Raw genomic sequence first — 17,281 nt, 5'->3', positions numbered from 1 at the left:
CTGTCAGGGAAAGAATGAAAGAGGCCGCACTCTGCGGGTGCTCTGGGATTCGGGGGACACCCTATGGAATGCATGGCTGGATTGCAAACGGCACCCTTGTTCTTCCGCTCAGAGTTGGTCACTCTGCGCGACAGGATGGAGGACCCACATTGATCAACACCTGTATTTTTGATGCCTATGGCACATTGTTCGACGTCGCTGCCGCAGCACGGGAAGCTGCCGCAGAACCCGGACAGGAGGCACTGGCGCAAGTCTGGCCGACACTGGCCGCAAATTGGCGCCGCAAGCAGTTGGAATATTCATGGCTCCGCGCTGTGGCCCGCCAACACGTTGATTTCTGGCAGGTCACGGGTGACGGTCTGGATTGGGCGATGGAGGCTTCTGGCCTCGACGATGCCGCCCTCCGCGAACGTCTTTTGGCGCTCTATTGGGAACTGAGCGCCTATCCCGAAGTGCCCAAAATGCTCGCCACGCTGAAAGAGCGCGGGATGAACACTGCGATCCTGTCGAACGGATCGCCCGCGATGCTGGATGCGGCGGTGAAATCGGCAGGCCTGTCTGATCTTCTCGACGATGTTTTGTCGGTCGAAACGGTGGGCGTCTATAAACCGCATGACCTCGTTTACGAAATGGTCGAGAGCCGTTTTGTCTGCGAACGGAACGAAGTCCTCTTTGTCTCGTCGAACGGCTGGGACGCGGCGGGGGCATCGAAATTTGGCTATCGCACCGCTTGGGTGAACCGTAATGGCGACCCGATGGATCGGCTCTATGCCGCGCCGGAATGGGTACTCACAGACCTCAGTACGATCCCGGACCTGATCTAATGCCCTATTACAGCGCCCCCGACGGAACCCGACTGCATTACCTCGACGAAGGCGAAGGGCTGCCCGTCCTCGCGCTGGCAGGCCTAACGCGCAACGCGGCTGATTTCGACCACATCGCACCGCTGCTGGACGGGATCAGACTCATTCGGCCTGATTATCGCGGTCGGGGGAAATCGGACTGGGCATCGTCGGACACCTATTCCGTGCCGCACGAGGCGCAGGACATTCTGGCCCTTATGGATCATCTGGGGCTGGAAAAGGCTGCGATCATCGGCACATCGCGCGGTGGGATTATTGGAATGGTTCTGGCAGCAACCGCCAAGGACCGACTGCTGGGCGTTGCGCTCAATGACATTGGCCCCGTGATCGACACCCAAGGGCTGGATATCATCAGCGCCTACGTTGGCCGCAATCCCGCGCAAAAAACCTACGAAGAGGCCGCCCAATTCCGCGACCGCAACTGGGTGCATTTTAAGAACGTCCCGATGGAGCGTTGGTTGGCCGAGGTTCGTGCCCACTACGAACAGACCGCCGATGGGCTCGTCATTCGTTATGACCCAAAGCTACGCGATACTTTCAACGCGGCAGACAACAACGCCCCATCGCTTTGGCCGTTTTTCGACGCGCTCGACGGACTGCCGATTGCGCTGATCCGTGGGATGAACAGCGATTTGCTCTCGCTCGAGACGGCTGACGAAATGTCAAAGCGCCGCCCCGACATGATCCGCGCCGAGGTGCCAGATCGTGGTCACGTGCCGTTTTTGGACGAACCAGAAGCCATTGAAGCCCTGCGGGTTTGGCTCTCAGCTGTGAAGGACACCCAAGCCTAGCGTCTGATCTAGGTCTAAAGGTTGCCTTTCGGCGGAACCCGCCGCATGTATCGGGGAAACCGAGGAGGCGACCATGTCCGAACATTTCATCCAACGGGGCGATGTGACCCTCTACGCACGTGTTGACGGGGTCGATGATCCTGCTGCACCGACCGTTGTGTTTGCCAACTCTCTCGGCACCAACCTTCATCTGTGGGACGCCGTTCTGCCGCTCTTGCCCGAAGGCTTGCGGATCGTGAGGATGGACAAACGTGGGCACGGGAAGTCCTCGGCTCCTGAGGCGCCCTATACAATGGGTGCGCTGATTTCCGATACAGAGGCCGTCTGTGACGCGTTGAACGTGCGCGATGCGATGTTCGTTGGTCTGTCGATTGGCGGCATGATTGCCCAAGGCTTGGCAGTCAAACGGTTCGACATCATCCGCACGCTCGTTCTATCGAATACCGCCGCAAAGATCGGCATGCCGAAACTCTGGCAAGACCGCATTGATACCGTCCGCACCAAGGGTCTAGAGGCCTTGGTCGATGGGATCATGCAGAAATGGTTCACCCGCGATTTTCGCAATTCGCCTGCCGTGACACCGTGGCGCGATATGGTCTGCGCAACCTCGGTCGAGGGATATTGCGGGTGCTGCGCTGCGATTTCAGGCACGGATTTCTACACGCCCACCAGCGGGCTTCGCTGCCCCACGCTAGGCATCGCGGGGTCTGATGACGGGTCGACCCCTGCCGATCTGGTACGCGAAACCATAGACGTGATCCCCGGTTCCAAATTCGAGATCATCCGCAAAGCAGGACACCTGCCTTGTGTTGAAAAGCCGGAAGAGTATACCGCGCTCCTAACGCAATTCATGAAAGACACGGGCCATATCTGATGACCGCATCCCCCTTTGACAGCGCAATCTGGCGCGACGCCCTCTTTGACCGCGAAACGGCTGCGCTCTTTACTGATACAGCCGAAGTGCGTGCTATCATGATCGTGCTGGGCACCTTGGCAAAGGTTCGCGGTGAACGGGGTGAGGTTCCTGATATCGCGGCAAAGGCTATCCACCGTGCCTCGCTCGAACTGCAGATCGACCCGTCGGGTCTGGCCAAGGGTGTCGCCGTTGACGGCGATCCCGTGGCCCCTGTCATCCAGTATTTCCGAGAAATGATGCAGGCGCCAGAATTCGCACCGCACGTTGGCGAAGGTGCGACCATGGCGCAGATCGAGGACACGGCCCAAGCGCTCCGCCTCCGTCAGTTCCTGACGATCATGTCAGAACGTCTGGGTGCGCCCGACGCCCTTGCCCCGCTCGCTGCGCGGCTAAAGGTCAGCCACATCGCGGACGAAGATTTGGCAAAGGGCCTGAACCTTGGCCTCGCTGACGCTGACACTGATGTGGCTTTTGCCGATTTTGCGGACTGGATGGTTACGACCGCTCAACAGTTAGCCGCCACATCGCCACTCGCTTCTGCACTGGTTGCCCTGATCACCGGCCTGAACCACAGCCTCCAATCCGCACGCGACACAGACGCAGAGCGACTGACCCGTCGCATGTGCCTCCCACAAATGGCGCTTGCGCTAGGTAGGTTAAACACACTTGCAAAGTGAACCCGATGGTTTAACTCCTGTCAGGCTAATTGGAGCCTGACATGCGCTTACCTATCGTTTTCATCCTGATCACAGTCCTGCTTGATGCGATGGGTATCGGCATCATCATGCCCGTCATGCCCGACCTGATCCAAGAGATCCACGGCGGCGATGTTGGCAACGCGGCGTTTTGGGGCGGCATCCTGACCGCCGTCTTTGCCGCGATGCAGTTCCTCTTTGGACCACTGATCGGCAATATCTCTGACAGCTTTGGCCGTCGGCCAGTCCTGCTGATCGCGCTTGTGATCATGGCGATGGACTACATGCTGATGGCCGTGGCGGGGACGATTTGGCTGCTGCTGGTCGGACGGATTATCGGCGGCATCACAGGTGCAACCCACACCACCGCAGGCGCCTATATGGCCGACATTTCAAAACCTGAAGAAAAAGCCGCGAACTTTGGCCTGATCGGTGCTGCCTTTGGCGTGGGCTTTGTCGTGGGGCCGATGATTGGCGGGTTCCTCGCTGACCTCGGCACGCGTGCGCCGTTCTATGCTGCCGCGATCTTTGCCGCGGCCAACTTTGTCTTTGGGCTATTCGTGCTGCCAGAGACTGTTTCAAAAGAAAACCGCCGAAGCTTTGATATCAAACGCGCAAACCCCTTGTCAGCGTTCCGTGCGATTGGGTCACTTCCTGGCCAATCGCCCATGCTCTTGATCATCTTTGTCTTTAGCGTCGCGCATTTCGTCTACCCTGCAATCTGGGCCTATTTAGGCAAAGAGAAATTCGGCTGGGACCCGACGATGATCGGCCTATCGCTCGCCGCCTTCGGTATTTCGATGGCCGTGGTCCAAGCCGTCCTGATCCGCCCGATCCTCCGCATACTTGGGGATCGTAAAACAGTGCTCGCAGGCTTTATCGTCGATATTGTTGGGATGCTGCTCGTGGTCTTTGTCGACAACGGCTGGATGGTTCTCGCGCTGACGCCTGTGATGGCGCTTGGCTCTATCTCTGGGCCGACGATCCAAGGCATCATGTCCCGCGCCACCCCCGACAACCAGCAAGGCGAATTGCAAGGCGTCGTCCAATCCATCAACGCGGTCGGCATGGCGATTTCACCACTGATCATGACCTGGATTTTCTGGGCCTTCACGTCGGGTGGCTGGGGCTACCTCCCAGGTGCACCGTTTGTGTTGTCAGCGGTATTGGTTGCGGGATGCGTTGTGATCTTTGTCACGACCAAATCGGATCACTGATCGTCAGGGCCGCAATCCTCACCCGAATGGCGAATGATTACAATTGCCGCTGGGATGCCTAATCCAATGGCTGCGTAGAGCAATGCAGCCACACCAATACCCGCGCCAAAGAGCCAGACCGACAGGGCCGCACTGACTGCGCCAAAGGTCGAGAAAAAGAGGATGAGTGCTGCGGACAAGGCTTTGTTCCTTGAGAATGAAAAAGCCGCAGCGCGGGGCTGCGGCTTTGCCTGGATCGTATTAGCGCGAGAACTTTTTGTATTTCAGGCGCTTCGGTTCTAATGCATCGGCACCGAGACGACGTTTCTTGTCTTCTTCATAGTCCTCAAAGTTACCTTGGAACCATTCGACATGTGCCTCACCCTCGAAGGCGAGGATGTGGGTACAAATACGGTCGAGGAAGAAACGGTCGTGCGAGATGACAACGGCGCAGCCCGCGAAATCGGTCAGCGCGTCTTCGAGAGCACGGAGGGTTTCAACGTCAAGGTCGTTGGTCGGTTCGTCGAGAAGAAGAACGTTGCCGCCTTCTTTGAGCAGGCGCGCCATGTGAACACGGTTGCGTTCACCGCCCGACAGCAGTCCGACTTTCTTCTGTTGGTCGCCGCCTTTGAAGTTGAACGACGAACAATAGGCGCGCGAGTTCACTTCGGCATCGCCCAGCGCGATTAGTTCTGCACCGCCCGAGATTGCTTCCCATACAGTCGCGTTCGGGTCGAGGTCGTCACGCGACTGGTCAACGTAGGACAGTTTCACGGTATCCCCGAGAGCGATAGAGCCCTCGTCTGGCTGTTCCTGACCTGTGAGCATTTTGAACAGGGTCGATTTACCAGCGCCGTTCGGACCGATGACGCCCACGATACCACCCGGCGGCAGGTCGAACGACAGGTCTTCGATCAACAGCTTATCGCCCATCGCCTTTTTCAGACCAGAGACCTCGATCACCTTGCCGCCCAGACGGGGGCCGTTCGGGATAACGATCTGGGCGCGACCGACCTTTTCACGCTCTGACTGTTCAGCCAGTTCGTTATAGGCGTTGATACGTGCTTTCTGTTTTGCCTGACGGGCTTTCTGACCCTGACGCATCCACTCAAGTTCGCGTTCCAGCGTTTTCTGCTTGGATTTGTCTTCGCGGGCTTCCTGCTCCAGACGTTTGGCTTTCTGTTCGAGCCAGCTGGAGTAGTTGCCTTCGTAAGGGATGCCCTGACCACGGTCGAGTTCGAGAATCCACCCCGTGATATCGTCGAGGAAGTAACGGTCGTGGGTAACGCAGAGGATCGTGCCTTTGTATTCGATCAAGTGCTTCTGGAGCCACGCAATGGTTTCAGCGTCGAGGTGGTTGGTCGGTTCGTCGAGCAGAAGCATATCAGGTGCTTCGAGCAGAAGTTTACACAGCGCCACACGGCGACGTTCACCGCCCGAGAGGTTCGCAGGCATCGCGTCATCTGGCGGGCAGCGCAGTGCTTCCATCGACACGTCCACTTGGCTGTCGAGGTCCCAGAGGTTCTGGCTGTCGATCTCGTCCTGAAGACGCGCCATTTCGTCGGCGGTCTCGTCCGAGTAGTTCATCGCGAGTTCGTTATAACGGTCCAGAATGGCCTTTTTCGCAGCCACACCCAACATCACGTTGTCACGCACAGACAGCGTTTCATCGAGTTGCGGTTCCTGCGGCAGGTAGCCGACCTTTGCGCCTTCTGCGGCCCATGCCTCGCCCGAGAAATCCTTGTCCCAGCCAGCCATAATTTTAAGAAGCGACGATTTACCGGCGCCGTTGACACCGACAACACCGATTTTAACGCCGGGAAGGAAGTTGAGACGGATGTTCTCAAAGACCTTCTTCCCGCCTGGGTAGGTCTTGGACACGCCGTCCATGAAATAGACAAACTGGTAGCTGGCCATTGGGTGATCCTCTGAATCTGGTTTGGCCCTAGATAGCGATCATGGCGACGAGGGGCAATGCGGCGCGGCTTGCAATCCGCTTGCTCAATATCATCTTTCCGATCAAGTTAGCGCCAACACGAGGGAGGATGACATGACATACACACCAGCCGAGGACCGTTATTCGAAAATGGTCTACCGCAAGTGCGGAAATTCTGGCCTGAAACTGCCCGCGATCTCGCTCGGCCTTTGGCACAATTTCGGACATGACACACCACATCAAACAAAGCGCGATATCTGCCAGACGGCCTTTGACCTCGGCATCACGCATTTCGATTTGGCGAACAACTACGGCCCACCCGCAGGCTCTGCAGAAGAAGCCTTTGGCGAAATCCTAAAGACCGACTTCGCGGGCTATCGTGACGAACTGATTATTTCGTCCAAAGCGGGCTATGACATGTGGCCTGGCCCCTACGGCGAATGGGGAAGCCGCAAGTATCTGATCGCATCTTGTGACCAATCGCTGAAACGGATGGGTCTGGACTACGTCGATATCTTCTATTCGCACCGCTTTGACCCCGAAACCCCGCTCGAAGAGACAATGGGCGCGCTGGAGCATATCTGGCGGTCGGGCAAGGCGCTCTATATCGGCATCTCGTCTTACAATTCGCAACGCAGCCGCGAAGCTGCCGCGATCCTGCGTGACATGGGCGTGCCGCTGTTGATCCATCAGCCCAGCTACAACATGCTAAACCGCTGGGTCGAACATGACGGCCTGCTGGATACATTGGATGACCTCGGCGTTGGGTCGATTGCATTCACTCCGCTGGCCCAAGGGATGCTGACGAACAAATACCTCGGCGGTGTCACCGAAGGCCGTGCTGTTCAGGGCAAGAGTCTCGATCCGAATGTTCTGGACGAACGTGTTCTGAACAACATCCGCAAGCTCAACGAAATCGCAGAGGGCCGTGGTCAAACGCTCGCCCAAATGGCGATTGCGTGGGTGCTGCGCGGTGGTCGGGTGACGACGGCGTTGATCGGTGCGTCCAAGGCCTCGCAGGTCGTGGATTGCTGCGGCGCGATCGGGAACCTCGATTTCACCGCCGATGAACTGGCGCTGATCGACACCTATGCAAATGAGGAACAGATCAACCTCTGGGCGCGGTCGTCAGAGCTGGAATAACAAACAGCGGCTTTACTTTTCAGCCGCCACACGGTTTCTGGTCAGCCATGGATCAGAGGTTTCCAGTCGCGCAAGCCGGTCAGGTGATCGGCCTTTTGGGCGGGTCATTCGACCCCGCCCACGAAGGCCATGCCCATATCACCCGCGTGGCCTTGCGCCGTTTCGGACTGCACCGCGTGTGGTGGCTCGTCTCTCCGGGGAACCCGTTAAAAGAGCGCGGCCCAGCACCACTGGACCTGCGCATTGAACGTGCCCGCAAGGTCATCAATGACCCGCGTGTTATCGTCACGGGCATCGAAGAACGGCTCGGCACGCGCTACACAGCCGAAACCATCGCAGCCCTGCAACAACGCTATCGCGGCGTGCGGTTTGTTTGGCTGATGGGGGCCGATAACCTGTCGCAGTTTGATCGCTGGCAGAGCTGGAAACAGATCGCCAATTCGGTGCCTATCGGGGTCGTCGCCCGTCCGGGGTATGGCGTTCAGGCGCGGACATCGAAAATGGCGCGGATGTTCAGGGGGGCGCAATTGGATCCCCGCGCGTCTACTGTGCTTGGCTCCCACGACGCGCCCGCGTGGTGCTATGTGAACCACCCGCTCTCTCATGCATCGAGCACCGCGATCCGCGATAAGGGCGAATGGGATCACGGCAAGGCAGGCGCATGACGGTTCGACTAACACGCCGCGCCGCCCTGATCGGCCTCTTATCGTCTAGCGCGTCTATCGCCTTGGCTGGCGCACCTACGCAGTCACCCCGTCCGACCGAACGACCAGCTTTTTGGCCACCCGCCCCGCGCCCCGCGACTCGTCCAGAGGTCGAAGACCTGATCGCCGAGGCCCGATTGGGCGGAACCACAGGCTTTGTCATTGCGGACGCCCAAACAGGCGAGATCATCGAACGTGGATCGGCGCATGTGCCTCTGCCCCCTGCGAGCGTGGCGAAAACCCTGACATCGGTTTACGGGCTAGAGGCGCTCGGGCCGCATTACCAATTCAGGACCACTCTTCGCGCTGAGGGCACGATCACCGATGGGGTGCTGGATGGCACGCTTATCTTGGCTGGCGGTGGCGATCCGACCTTGGTTACGGATGACCTCGCTGCGATGGCAGAGGGGCTTGCAGCGACGGGCCTGCGCGAAGTGCGCGGCGGGTTCGAGGTCTGGAACGGCGCCCTGCCCTACATCAATGAAATCGACCCAGACCAGCTTGACCATCTGGGCTATAACCCTGCGGTGTCTGGGCTGAACCTGAACTTTAACCGCGTGTATTTTGAATGGGCGCGGACGGCGGGGGACTATCGCGTCAGCCTAGACGCCCGAAGCGAACTGTACCGCCCCGAAGTGCATATGGCACGGATGCGGGTCGTAGATCGTGATCTGCCTGTTTACACCTACGACGCCGATGGCGAAGTCGATGACTGGACGGTTGCGCGGCGTGCCTTGGGGAACGACGGTTCTCGTTGGCTCCCCGTTCGGCAACCCGCGCTCTACGCGGGTGATGTGTTCCGCAGTTTTGCCAGCAGCCACGGCATCACCCTGCCCGCGCCGACGAAACGTAGCCGTGCTCCGCGTGGCGAAATACTCGTGACCCATAGCAGCGAACCGCTGACCACTGTTGTGCGCGATTGCCTCAAATACTCGACCAACCTCACGGCCGAGGCGATTGGCCTGACCGCCAGCGCCCGCCTTACTGGAGACGTTGAGGACCAGCACCAATCCGCACAGCACATGTGCGATTGGATCGCCCAGCGCACGGGGGCACGGATCGCCGTCGAAGATCACTCTGGCCTTGGAAGCGATTCGAAGGTGAGCGCGGCGCAGATGGTGAAATTCCTGACAACCGATGGGGTCGAGGCGCAACTTCGACCGTTACTGAAGTCCATTCCGATCAAGGATGAAAACGGTCGCCCGATGGAAACCCCGATCAAAGTCGAGGCGAAAACGGGCACGTTGAACTTTGTCTCTACGCTTGCGGGATACATCCACACAGAAACTGGTCGCGAACTGGCATTCGCGATTTTCTCGGCCAACCTCGGAGAACGCATAGCCGCCGAAGGTAGCCTCGACGATGTGCCAGCGGGCGCGGTCGGATGGAACCACCGCGCCAAGGCGCTGCAACAAGTGCTACTGAAACGCTGGGGCCGCTATTAGATCGTCATATGACGCGCACGCGCACCACGTTCGATTGCCGCGGCATGCAGGCGGTCGATATTCAGCTCGTGGCGAATTTCTTCCAGCATACGTGCTTCGGCGCCTTCAATCCGACCGTCTGCTGCCGCAACATCGCAAGACAACGCATAGGCCGTTTCAAATAGTTTTTCAGGCAATGCATCGCGGATCAGGCCGAACAAGGCGTCCAATCCGTCTTCTTGTTCCAATAGATCAAACACGGTCTGAGACAAGCGCGGCAGACGGATTTCATCGAATTCTGCGAATACTGGCAAATGGTTGATCATATTGTTGATCCGCACCAATTCCGCGGTGCGGATGTCGGCGTCGCTTGCGGAAACGGCAATCATCAGGGCAACCAGTGCGTCCTGAGCGGTCATTGGGGCGTCTTCGATCATTGTCGTCTCCATCGTGTTACACCCCTTCATTTATTGACGACATGGCGCTGTCGCAATAGGGAGTGCGCTTGAGACCTGCCATGGGGGCGGGCCATAAATCTGAGAGTATCACAATGACCGACGTGCGCGCAGTAGCGATGGAGAGCAAGGCATGGCCCTTTGAAGAAGCCCGCGCCCTACTCAAACGCTATGAAAAGGCGCCGCCGGAAAAGGGATACGTTCTGTTTGAGACAGGATACGGGCCGTCGGGTCTGCCGCATATCGGCACCTTTGGCGAAGTTCTGCGGACCACGATGATCCGCAACGCATTCCACCAAATTTCGGACATCCCGACCCGTCTGATCTGTTTCTCGGACGACCTCGACGGGATGCGCAAGGTTCCGACCAACGTCCCCAATCAGGACATGCTCAAAGACCACGAGCAAAAGCCGCTGACTTCGGTGCCAGATCCGTTCGGTGAATTCGAATCCTTCGGTCACCACAACAACGCGATGCTGCGCCGTTTCCTCGATACCTTTGGGTTCGAGTATGAGTTCTATTCGGCGACCGAATTCTACAAATCGGGCCAGTTCGACGAAGTCCTGAAACGTGCTGTCGATAAATACGACGACATCATGAAAGTGATGCTGGCCTCGCTGCGCGACGAACGTCAGGCGACCTATTCGATCTTCCTTCCGATCCACCCTGAAACAGGCCGCGTTCTCTACGTGCCGATGAAGGAAGTGAACCGCGAAAACTACACGATCACCTTTGACGACGAGGCAGGCAAAGAGTGGACACTGCCTGTCACGGGCGGCAATGTGAAACTCCAGTGGAAGCCGGACTTTGGCGCACGCTGGGCTGCGCTTGGCGTAGACTTTGAGATGTATGGTAAGGACCACTCCACCAACACCAACATCTACGACCGCATCTCGGAAATCCTCGGCGCGAAAAAGCCGAACCACATGGTGTATGAGCTATTCCTCGATGCGAACGGTGAAAAGATTTCGAAGTCCAAAGGCAACGGTATCTCCATCGACGAATGGCTGACCTATGCCTCGACGGAATCGCTGTCCTACTTCATGTTCCTGAAGCCCAAGACCGCAAAGCGCCTGCACTTTGACGTGATCCCAAAGATGATGGACGAATATCACCAGCAGCTGAACGCCTACCACGGTCAGGATGCCAAAGGTCAGCTGGCGAACCCCGTCTACCACATTCACAACGGCAACGTTCCGCAGTCCAACATGGTCGTTCCGTTCTCCATGCTGCTCAACCTCGCGTCTGTTTCGGGCGCAGAGGACAAGGGCGCAATGTGGGGCTTTATTCAGCGCTACGCACCCGACGCGGGCCCAGAGTCGCACCCCGATCTGGATCAGGCCGCAGGCTTTGCCGTGCGCTACTATCAGGACTTCGTGAAGCCCGAGAAAACCTACCGCGCGCCGAACGATCAAGAACGCGCTGCCATGGAGGATATGGTTACTCGCCTCAAGGCTTGGGACGGTGGGCTGGATGCCGAAGAACTGCAGTCGATGGTCTTTGCCGTTGGTAAGGACCACGAGTTCGAGAACCTCCGCGATTGGTTCAAGGCCCTCTACGAGGTGCTCTTGGGCGCATCCCAAGGTCCGCGTTTCGGTGGTTTCATCGCGCTCTACGGCGTTGAAGAAAGCATCAAGCTGATCGAAGACGGTTTGGCCGGTAACCTCGGCTAACGTCTTGAACAAATTAGATCATGGGCGCATCGACCGCCCATGATCTCCTAGTCGACCATCTCAAAGCGACTGCTTTTCAGGGTCACCCCAATCTCCGTTCTGAACCAAATCCATGTTTCGCGCGTATCTTTCGATATGGAGGATACGCCATGATGAGAACGGCAATTTTGCTTCTGAGCCTGCTGGCCATTCCCGCAACAGCCCAAGACCGCCCCGCGATTGAAACGACAATCACAGGACAGTTGGACGCTTTCACCGCGCGGGATGTCGAACAAGCGTTCCAATTTGCAAGCCCGATGATCCAACGGTTATTCAACAGCCCTCGGAACTTTGGACACATGGTCGAATTCGGCTACCCGATGGTCTGGGATAACAGTGACCGAAGGTTCTTGGGCCTTTCGCCCAAAGCGGATCGTTGGGTCCAGCGGGTCATGGTCACGGACACCCGAGGGGCGATCCATATCCTCGAATACTACATGATTGAGACCGAAGACGGCTGGCGCATCGATGGCGTCGATCTCGTCCCGTCCCCCGCCCCAAGCGTCTAAGGGGGCACCGTCACGGTGGTCTAAGCAGATGTTCAAACTGACCTGATATTTCTAGCGCAAAGCTGGAATGAAAGAGGTCATCATGAACAAAGCTATCACCGACGGTCTGGTCTTTATGCCGCCTGAATTTGCGCTCGGTCTTTCTGTTTGGTCGAGCGGGGACGGCACCCCAGGATCGGACACCTACGACGGATCAGGACAAGGCGTCTATGTGCCCGCCGATCAGCATTTTGACGGCTGCATCGAAATTCTATCGACCTCTGCGCTGCAAAAGCTGCGATACATCGGGCAAACGACCATACTACCGGGGTGCTATCTGCGCATCACCGCACGGGTTAAGGCGATCTCTGGCCCGCTGCCCACTGTGCGCATTGCGGGTTGGGCTGGTGGCGCGGGTGGTAACCACGTGGCGGGTCTGACCGAGACGGGTCCAGACGTAACGCTGAGCGCCTATGGCGAGGTGACAGAAATCAGCGCGATTGTCGGCACAGGTCCGCGTGGTGGCGTCGATATGGTCTGGCCGAACGCGATCTACGGTCACTTTGGCATCGACATCGTGAACGGCACGGGCGGCGTGGTCCGCGTCGATGACATCGTGATCGAGGACATCACCAACGTCTACATCCGCGACATGATCGGCTTTGTCAATGTGCGCGATTACGGGGCCGTGGGGGATGGCGTCACCGACGATAGTGCCGCGTTTGAAGCCGCCGATGCCGATGCGCGGGGACGTGAGGTGCTCGTCTCTGATGGCGTGTTTTACCTCGCCAACCATGTGACCATCGAGAACCAGATCCATTTCTCTGGCTCGGTTGTGATGCCCGACGACAAACGGCTCGTCCTGCAAAAGAACTTTGACTTTGCGACCTATAACGATGCCTTCCCCGACGAAGAGGTCGCCTTTCGCAAGGCATTTCAGGCGCTTTTGAACAACGTGGATCATGACTCGCTCGACCTTTGCGGACGGCGGATTCAATTGAGCGGCCCCGTAGACATGCAGGCCGCCGAGGGCACCAAAACCACCTACGCCAGCCGCCGTGTGATCCGAAATGGTCAGCTTCAAGCGAATAGCTCTGCCAATTGGGACGATGTCACAGTCACATCGCAGGCAACCTATTCGGCGGCCAATTCGCGGCAACTGACGAATGTGGTGAATGTGGCCAATATCCCTATTGGGGCGCACATCACGGGCAACGGGGTCGGCCGCGAAATCTACGTCAAAGACCGCAATATCGCCGCGCAAACCATCACACTCAACCAACCGCTCTATGATGCCGAGGGGACGCAGGTCTTTACCTTTACGCGGTTCCAATACCTGCTCGATTTTTCGGGGTTCGAGAGCATTTCGAACTTCATCATCGACGGGGTGGATTTTAACTGTCAGGGCAATGCCAGCGGCGTGATGCTGGCTATTGAGGGCAGCATTTTCCAACTCCGCGACTGCCGCATGACCAAACCCAAAGACCGCGGGATCACCTCTGTCGGTGGGGCTTGTCAGGGCCTGACCATCGACCGTTGCCAGTTCCTATCGAACGAGATGGATCAACCCGTCAGCAACCGCACCACAATCGGGTTCAACGCAAACGCCAACGACGTGAAAATCCGCGATTGCCGCGTTGTGCGGTTCAAACATTTCTGCCTCTTGGCTGGGACTGGTAACCTGATCGTCGGCAACCACTGGTTCCACGGGGATGGCGAAACGGATGGTGTGCGCAAGGGCGGGATCATCTTTACCACGCCGAACGCAAAGTCGGTGATCACGGGTAATTACATCGATAACAACTTTATCGAATGGACTAATGAACACGACGAAACGCCCGCCTTGGGGCAACAGTATTCGTTTGGGGGCCTTACGATCACAGGCAATATCTTTACCGCCAACGATGTGGCCGATTGGTTCAATTACATCGTCATCAAACCCTACGGTCCCAACCACTACATCCACGGGCTATCCGTGACGGGGAACACCTTCCGCGTGCTCAATGGCAGTATCCAGCGGGTCGAAAAAGTTGACACCACCTTTGCCGATCTCGACTACGGGCGGATGCGGAATGTCCTGTTCCAAGGTAACACGTTTAATGGCGTCCAAGAGGAAGTTGAAAACCCCGCGATGATCGAACATAGCCAAGATACGGCAAGCTCTGCTTGGGTCGTCGATACGGCCCCTCTCCTGCCGTTTGGCGGACGGTCCCGCACGGTGGAAAGCTGCACGCCGAATGGTGCGATCACCAACGCCTCGAACGCAACGCAGTTCGTTAGCCCTTGGATCGACGCATCATATGGCACCGCGCAGAGCCAAGTCCGACTGGTCTGGCCCTCGGCGGTCAAAGGCAAGGTCTGGGTGAAGGCCCGCATGGACAAACCCCTTTGATCAAAGGGTGATCTGGATCAATGCGGCGACTCTGTGCGCGTGGTTGGTAGGGGTCATAAACAGGAGTCTGCTATGTACAAACACATCCTTGTGCCGGTCTCATTTGACGCGGGTTATGATCACCTCGATCCCTTTCCGATCGCTAAGGCTCTCGCTGAACCAGATGCGCGGATCAGCCTGATCCACGTCCTCGAAGAAGTGCCTAGCTACGCGATTTCCTACATGCCTGATGACTTTCGCGCAGAAAGCCGCGAAGCCATCCGCAATGACCTACAGGAAAGAGCAGCGGACATCCCCAACGCCGAAGTGTGGGTGGTTGATGGTCACGCTGGCCGCACCATCCTCGACTGGGCCGAAGAGCACGGCGTTGACCTGATCGTCATGGCCTCGCACCATCCGGGTCTTGGCGATTATCTGATCGGCTCGACCGCAGCGCGGGTTGTGCGTCATGCGCAATGCGCTGTGCACGTCATGCGCTGATCATTGAAAAACATTTGGCCACGGGTTTCCTCGTGGCCAAACTTCGTGTTCTCTGAACGCAAACGAGGAGACACACCATGCGCATCACCCTTGCACTGATCACCCTGACACTTCTCGCCGCTTGTGGTGGCGTGCCGTTGGTGCCGTTTATCTAACGCGATTTACGACTGCGTTTGTTACCGCCACGCTGCCCCGCGCGGCCAGCGGATGACCGACCTGATGCCTTACGGCTTTCCTCGACCGCATCGTCGACTGCGGACTGTCGGGCCAATGGATCGTCGGAAATCACCAGATCGACCGTCTCTAGCCGTTTGACTTCATCGCGCAGACGGGCGGCTTCCTCGAATTCAAGGTTTTCAGCGGCCTTACGCATATCGTTGCGAAGACCTTCCAGAACGGCCTCAAGGTTCCCACCGTGGAGCGGTTTGTCGACCGTAGCCGTGACGCGTGATTGATCGGTGTCACCTTTGTAGAGGCCTGCAAGGATATCCTCGACGTTCTTTTTGACCGTCTGCGGGGTGATCCCGTGTTCTTTGTTATAGGCCATCTGGCGGGCACGGCGGCGTTCTGTTTCGCCCAGCGCCCGCTCCATCGACCCAGTTATCCGATCCGCATACATAATCACGCGGCCTTCGGCGTTTCGCGCCGCACGACCGATGGTCTGGATCAGCGAGGTTTCAGAACGCAAGAAGCCCTCTTTGTCCGCATCGAGGATCGCAACCAATCCGCATTCAGGGATATCGAGACCCTCGCGCAAGAGGTTGATCCCGATCAGCACGTCAAAGGCACCCAAACGCAGGTCACGCAGGATTTCGATCCGCTCAATCGTATCAATGTCCGAGTGCATGTAGCGCACGCGGATACCCTGTTCGTGCATGTATTCGGTCAGGTCTTCGGCCATGCGTTTGGTCAGCGTGGTGCAGAGCGTCCGATAACCTTGGGCCGCGACCTTGCGCACCTCGTCCAAGAGGTCATCGACCTGCATCTCAACAGGACGGATTTCGACGACAGGGTCGAGGAGGCCGGTCGGACGAATGATCTGTTCGGTAAACACACCACCCGTTTGTTCCAGCTCCCAAGAGGCTGGCGTTGCCGACACATAGATCGACTGCGGACGCATCGCGTCCCATTCTTCAAACTTGAGTGGGCGGTTATCCATACAGGACGGCAGGCGGAACCCATGTTCTGCCAACGTAAATTTACGACGGTAGTCGCCCTTATACATGCCGCCAATCTGCGGCACGGACACGTGGCTTTCGTCGGCAAAAACGATCGCGTTGTCAGGGATAAATTCGAACAGCGTTGGCGGCGGCTCACCCGGGGCACGACCCGTCAGATACCGTGAATAGTTTTCGATGCCGTTGCAGACGCCCGTCGCTTCGAGCATCTCGAGGTCAAAGTTCGTTCGCTGCTCAAGGCGCTGCGCCTCCAGCAATTTCCCTTCGTCCTGCAATTGCTTCAGGCGGACTTGAAGTTCCTCTTTGATACCCTTGATCGCCTGCTGCATCGTTGGGCGCGGGGTCACGTAGTGGCTGTTCGCGTAGATACGCACCTTGTCAAAGGTATCGGTCTTCTCGCCCGTCAGCGGGTCAAATTCGTGAATAACCTCAAGCTCTTCGCCAAAGAACGACAGCCGCCATGCCCGATCATCCAAGTGGGCAGGCCAGATCTCTAGGCTGTCACCACGCACACGGAAACATCCCCGCTGGAATGCCGCATCATTGCGCCGATATTGTTGCGCCACGAGATCCGCCATCACCTGACGCTGGTCATACATTTTGCCCGCGAACAGGTCCTGCGTCATGGCCGAATAGGTTTCGACCGAACCGATACCGTAGATACACGAAACCGACGCCACGATGATCACATCGTCCCGCTCCAACAGTGCCCGCGTCGCCGAGTGGCGCATACGGTCGATCTGTTCGTTAATCTGGCTCTCTTTTTCGATGTAGGTGTCCGACCGCGGCACATAGGCTTCGGGCTGGTAGTAGTCGTAGTAGGACACGAAATATTCGACGGCGTTGTCGGGGAAGAACCCTTTGAATTCCCCATATAGCTGCGCGGCGAGCGTCTTGTTCGGGGCGAG

General features: G+C 57.7%; 16 protein-coding genes. 12 read left to right on the top strand and 4 right to left on the bottom strand.

The window, feature by feature from the left end; all coding sequences use genetic code 11:
* Positions 1–149 precede the first annotated feature (149 nt).
* From AC1QQ2_RS09020 to AC1QQ2_RS09000, 5 genes are all read left to right on the top strand, one after another.
* Positions 150–824 (top strand): haloacid dehalogenase type II, encoded by a 675-nt coding sequence (locus AC1QQ2_RS09020; protein ID WP_245918105.1) that lies wholly within the window; start codon positions 150–152, stop codon positions 822–824.
* The gene (locus tag AC1QQ2_RS09015; RefSeq protein WP_479712886.1) at positions 824–1,654 is read left to right on the top strand and encodes an alpha/beta fold hydrolase; all 831 of its coding nucleotides are present in this window, start codon (positions 824–826) and stop codon (positions 1,652–1,654) included. The genes AC1QQ2_RS09020 and AC1QQ2_RS09015 overlap by 1 nt, the downstream gene beginning before the upstream one ends.
* A gap of 73 nt (positions 1,655–1,727) precedes the next feature.
* Entirely contained in the window at positions 1,728–2,528 is an 801-nt protein-coding gene (gene pcaD, locus AC1QQ2_RS09010) for a 3-oxoadipate enol-lactonase (RefSeq protein ID WP_438985984.1), read from the top strand.
* Positions 2,528–3,247, top strand: coding sequence for a lyase family protein (locus tag AC1QQ2_RS09005; RefSeq protein ID WP_479712885.1), 720 nt, complete (start codon positions 2,528–2,530; stop codon positions 3,245–3,247). Before pcaD ends, AC1QQ2_RS09005 begins: the two co-directional genes overlap by 1 nt.
* Before the next feature lie 41 nt (positions 3,248–3,288).
* Positions 3,289–4,482: a TCR/Tet family MFS transporter gene (locus AC1QQ2_RS09000; RefSeq protein ID WP_479712884.1), complete on the top strand. Its 1,194-nt coding sequence runs from the start codon at positions 3,289–3,291 to the stop codon at positions 4,480–4,482.
* Here AC1QQ2_RS09000 and AC1QQ2_RS08995 read toward each other — a convergent pair.
* Positions 4,476–4,661: a hypothetical protein gene (locus AC1QQ2_RS08995; RefSeq protein WP_479712883.1), complete on the bottom strand. Its 186-nt coding sequence runs from the start codon at positions 4,659–4,661 to the stop codon at positions 4,476–4,478. The two genes, AC1QQ2_RS09000 and AC1QQ2_RS08995, sit on opposite strands and share 7 nt — an antisense overlap.
* Before the next feature lie 61 nt (positions 4,662–4,722).
* Complete coding sequence (gene ettA / locus AC1QQ2_RS08990; protein WP_105234170.1) at positions 4,723–6,378, bottom strand: energy-dependent translational throttle protein EttA; 1,656 nt, start codon at positions 6,376–6,378, stop codon at positions 4,723–4,725.
* A 133-nt stretch (positions 6,379–6,511) separates the two neighbouring features.
* Here ettA and mgrA point away from each other — a divergent pair, with 133 nt between their 5' ends.
* The 3 genes from mgrA to dacB are packed head-to-tail and all read left to right on the top strand — an operon-like array spanning position 6,512 to position 9,689.
* Positions 6,512–7,540: an L-glyceraldehyde 3-phosphate reductase gene (gene mgrA / locus AC1QQ2_RS08985; protein WP_105234169.1), complete on the top strand. Its 1,029-nt coding sequence runs from the start codon at positions 6,512–6,514 to the stop codon at positions 7,538–7,540.
* A 47-nt stretch (positions 7,541–7,587) separates the two neighbouring features.
* Entirely contained in the window at positions 7,588–8,205 is a 618-nt protein-coding gene (locus AC1QQ2_RS08980) for a nicotinate-nucleotide adenylyltransferase (protein ID WP_479712882.1), read from the top strand.
* Positions 8,202–9,689 (top strand): D-alanyl-D-alanine carboxypeptidase/D-alanyl-D-alanine endopeptidase, encoded by a 1,488-nt coding sequence (gene dacB, locus AC1QQ2_RS08975; protein WP_479712881.1) that lies wholly within the window; start codon positions 8,202–8,204, stop codon positions 9,687–9,689. The genes AC1QQ2_RS08980 and dacB overlap by 4 nt, the downstream gene beginning before the upstream one ends.
* Here the strand turns inward: dacB and AC1QQ2_RS08970 are convergent.
* Complete coding sequence (locus AC1QQ2_RS08970; RefSeq protein WP_479712880.1) at positions 9,686–10,105, bottom strand: tellurite resistance TerB family protein; 420 nt, start codon at positions 10,103–10,105, stop codon at positions 9,686–9,688. The genes dacB and AC1QQ2_RS08970 overlap by 4 nt on opposite strands.
* Positions 10,106–10,218: 113 nt before the next feature.
* Between AC1QQ2_RS08970 and AC1QQ2_RS08965 the strand changes: the two genes are divergently transcribed.
* From AC1QQ2_RS08965 to AC1QQ2_RS08950, 4 genes are all read left to right on the top strand, one after another.
* The gene (locus tag AC1QQ2_RS08965) at positions 10,219–11,796 is read left to right on the top strand and encodes a lysine--tRNA ligase (RefSeq protein WP_479712879.1); all 1,578 of its coding nucleotides are present in this window, start codon (positions 10,219–10,221) and stop codon (positions 11,794–11,796) included.
* A 149-nt stretch (positions 11,797–11,945) separates the two neighbouring features.
* Positions 11,946–12,344 (top strand): DUF4864 domain-containing protein, encoded by a 399-nt coding sequence (locus tag AC1QQ2_RS08960; protein ID WP_479712878.1) that lies wholly within the window; start codon positions 11,946–11,948, stop codon positions 12,342–12,344.
* Positions 12,345–12,426: 82 nt separating this feature from the next.
* Positions 12,427–14,715, top strand: coding sequence for a glycosyl hydrolase family 28-related protein (locus AC1QQ2_RS08955; RefSeq protein ID WP_479712877.1), 2,289 nt, complete (start codon positions 12,427–12,429; stop codon positions 14,713–14,715).
* Between the two features lie 72 nt (positions 14,716–14,787).
* The gene (locus AC1QQ2_RS08950) at positions 14,788–15,195 is read left to right on the top strand and encodes a universal stress protein (RefSeq protein ID WP_105234165.1); all 408 of its coding nucleotides are present in this window, start codon (positions 14,788–14,790) and stop codon (positions 15,193–15,195) included.
* A gap of 151 nt (positions 15,196–15,346) precedes the next feature.
* Here the strand turns inward: AC1QQ2_RS08950 and uvrB are convergent.
* The coding region (gene uvrB, locus AC1QQ2_RS08945; RefSeq protein ID WP_479712876.1) for an excinuclease ABC subunit UvrB at positions 15,347–17,281 on the bottom strand (1,935 nt) is incomplete at its 5' end.

Origin of the sequence: Aestuarium sp. (assembly GCF_023253315.1) — a bacterium.
Lineage (GTDB): Bacteria > Pseudomonadota > Alphaproteobacteria > Rhodobacterales > Rhodobacteraceae > Marivivens > Marivivens donghaensis.
Note: the sequence above shows the minus strand (reverse complement) of the source record. Positions and strands in the feature narration are given on the sequence as shown.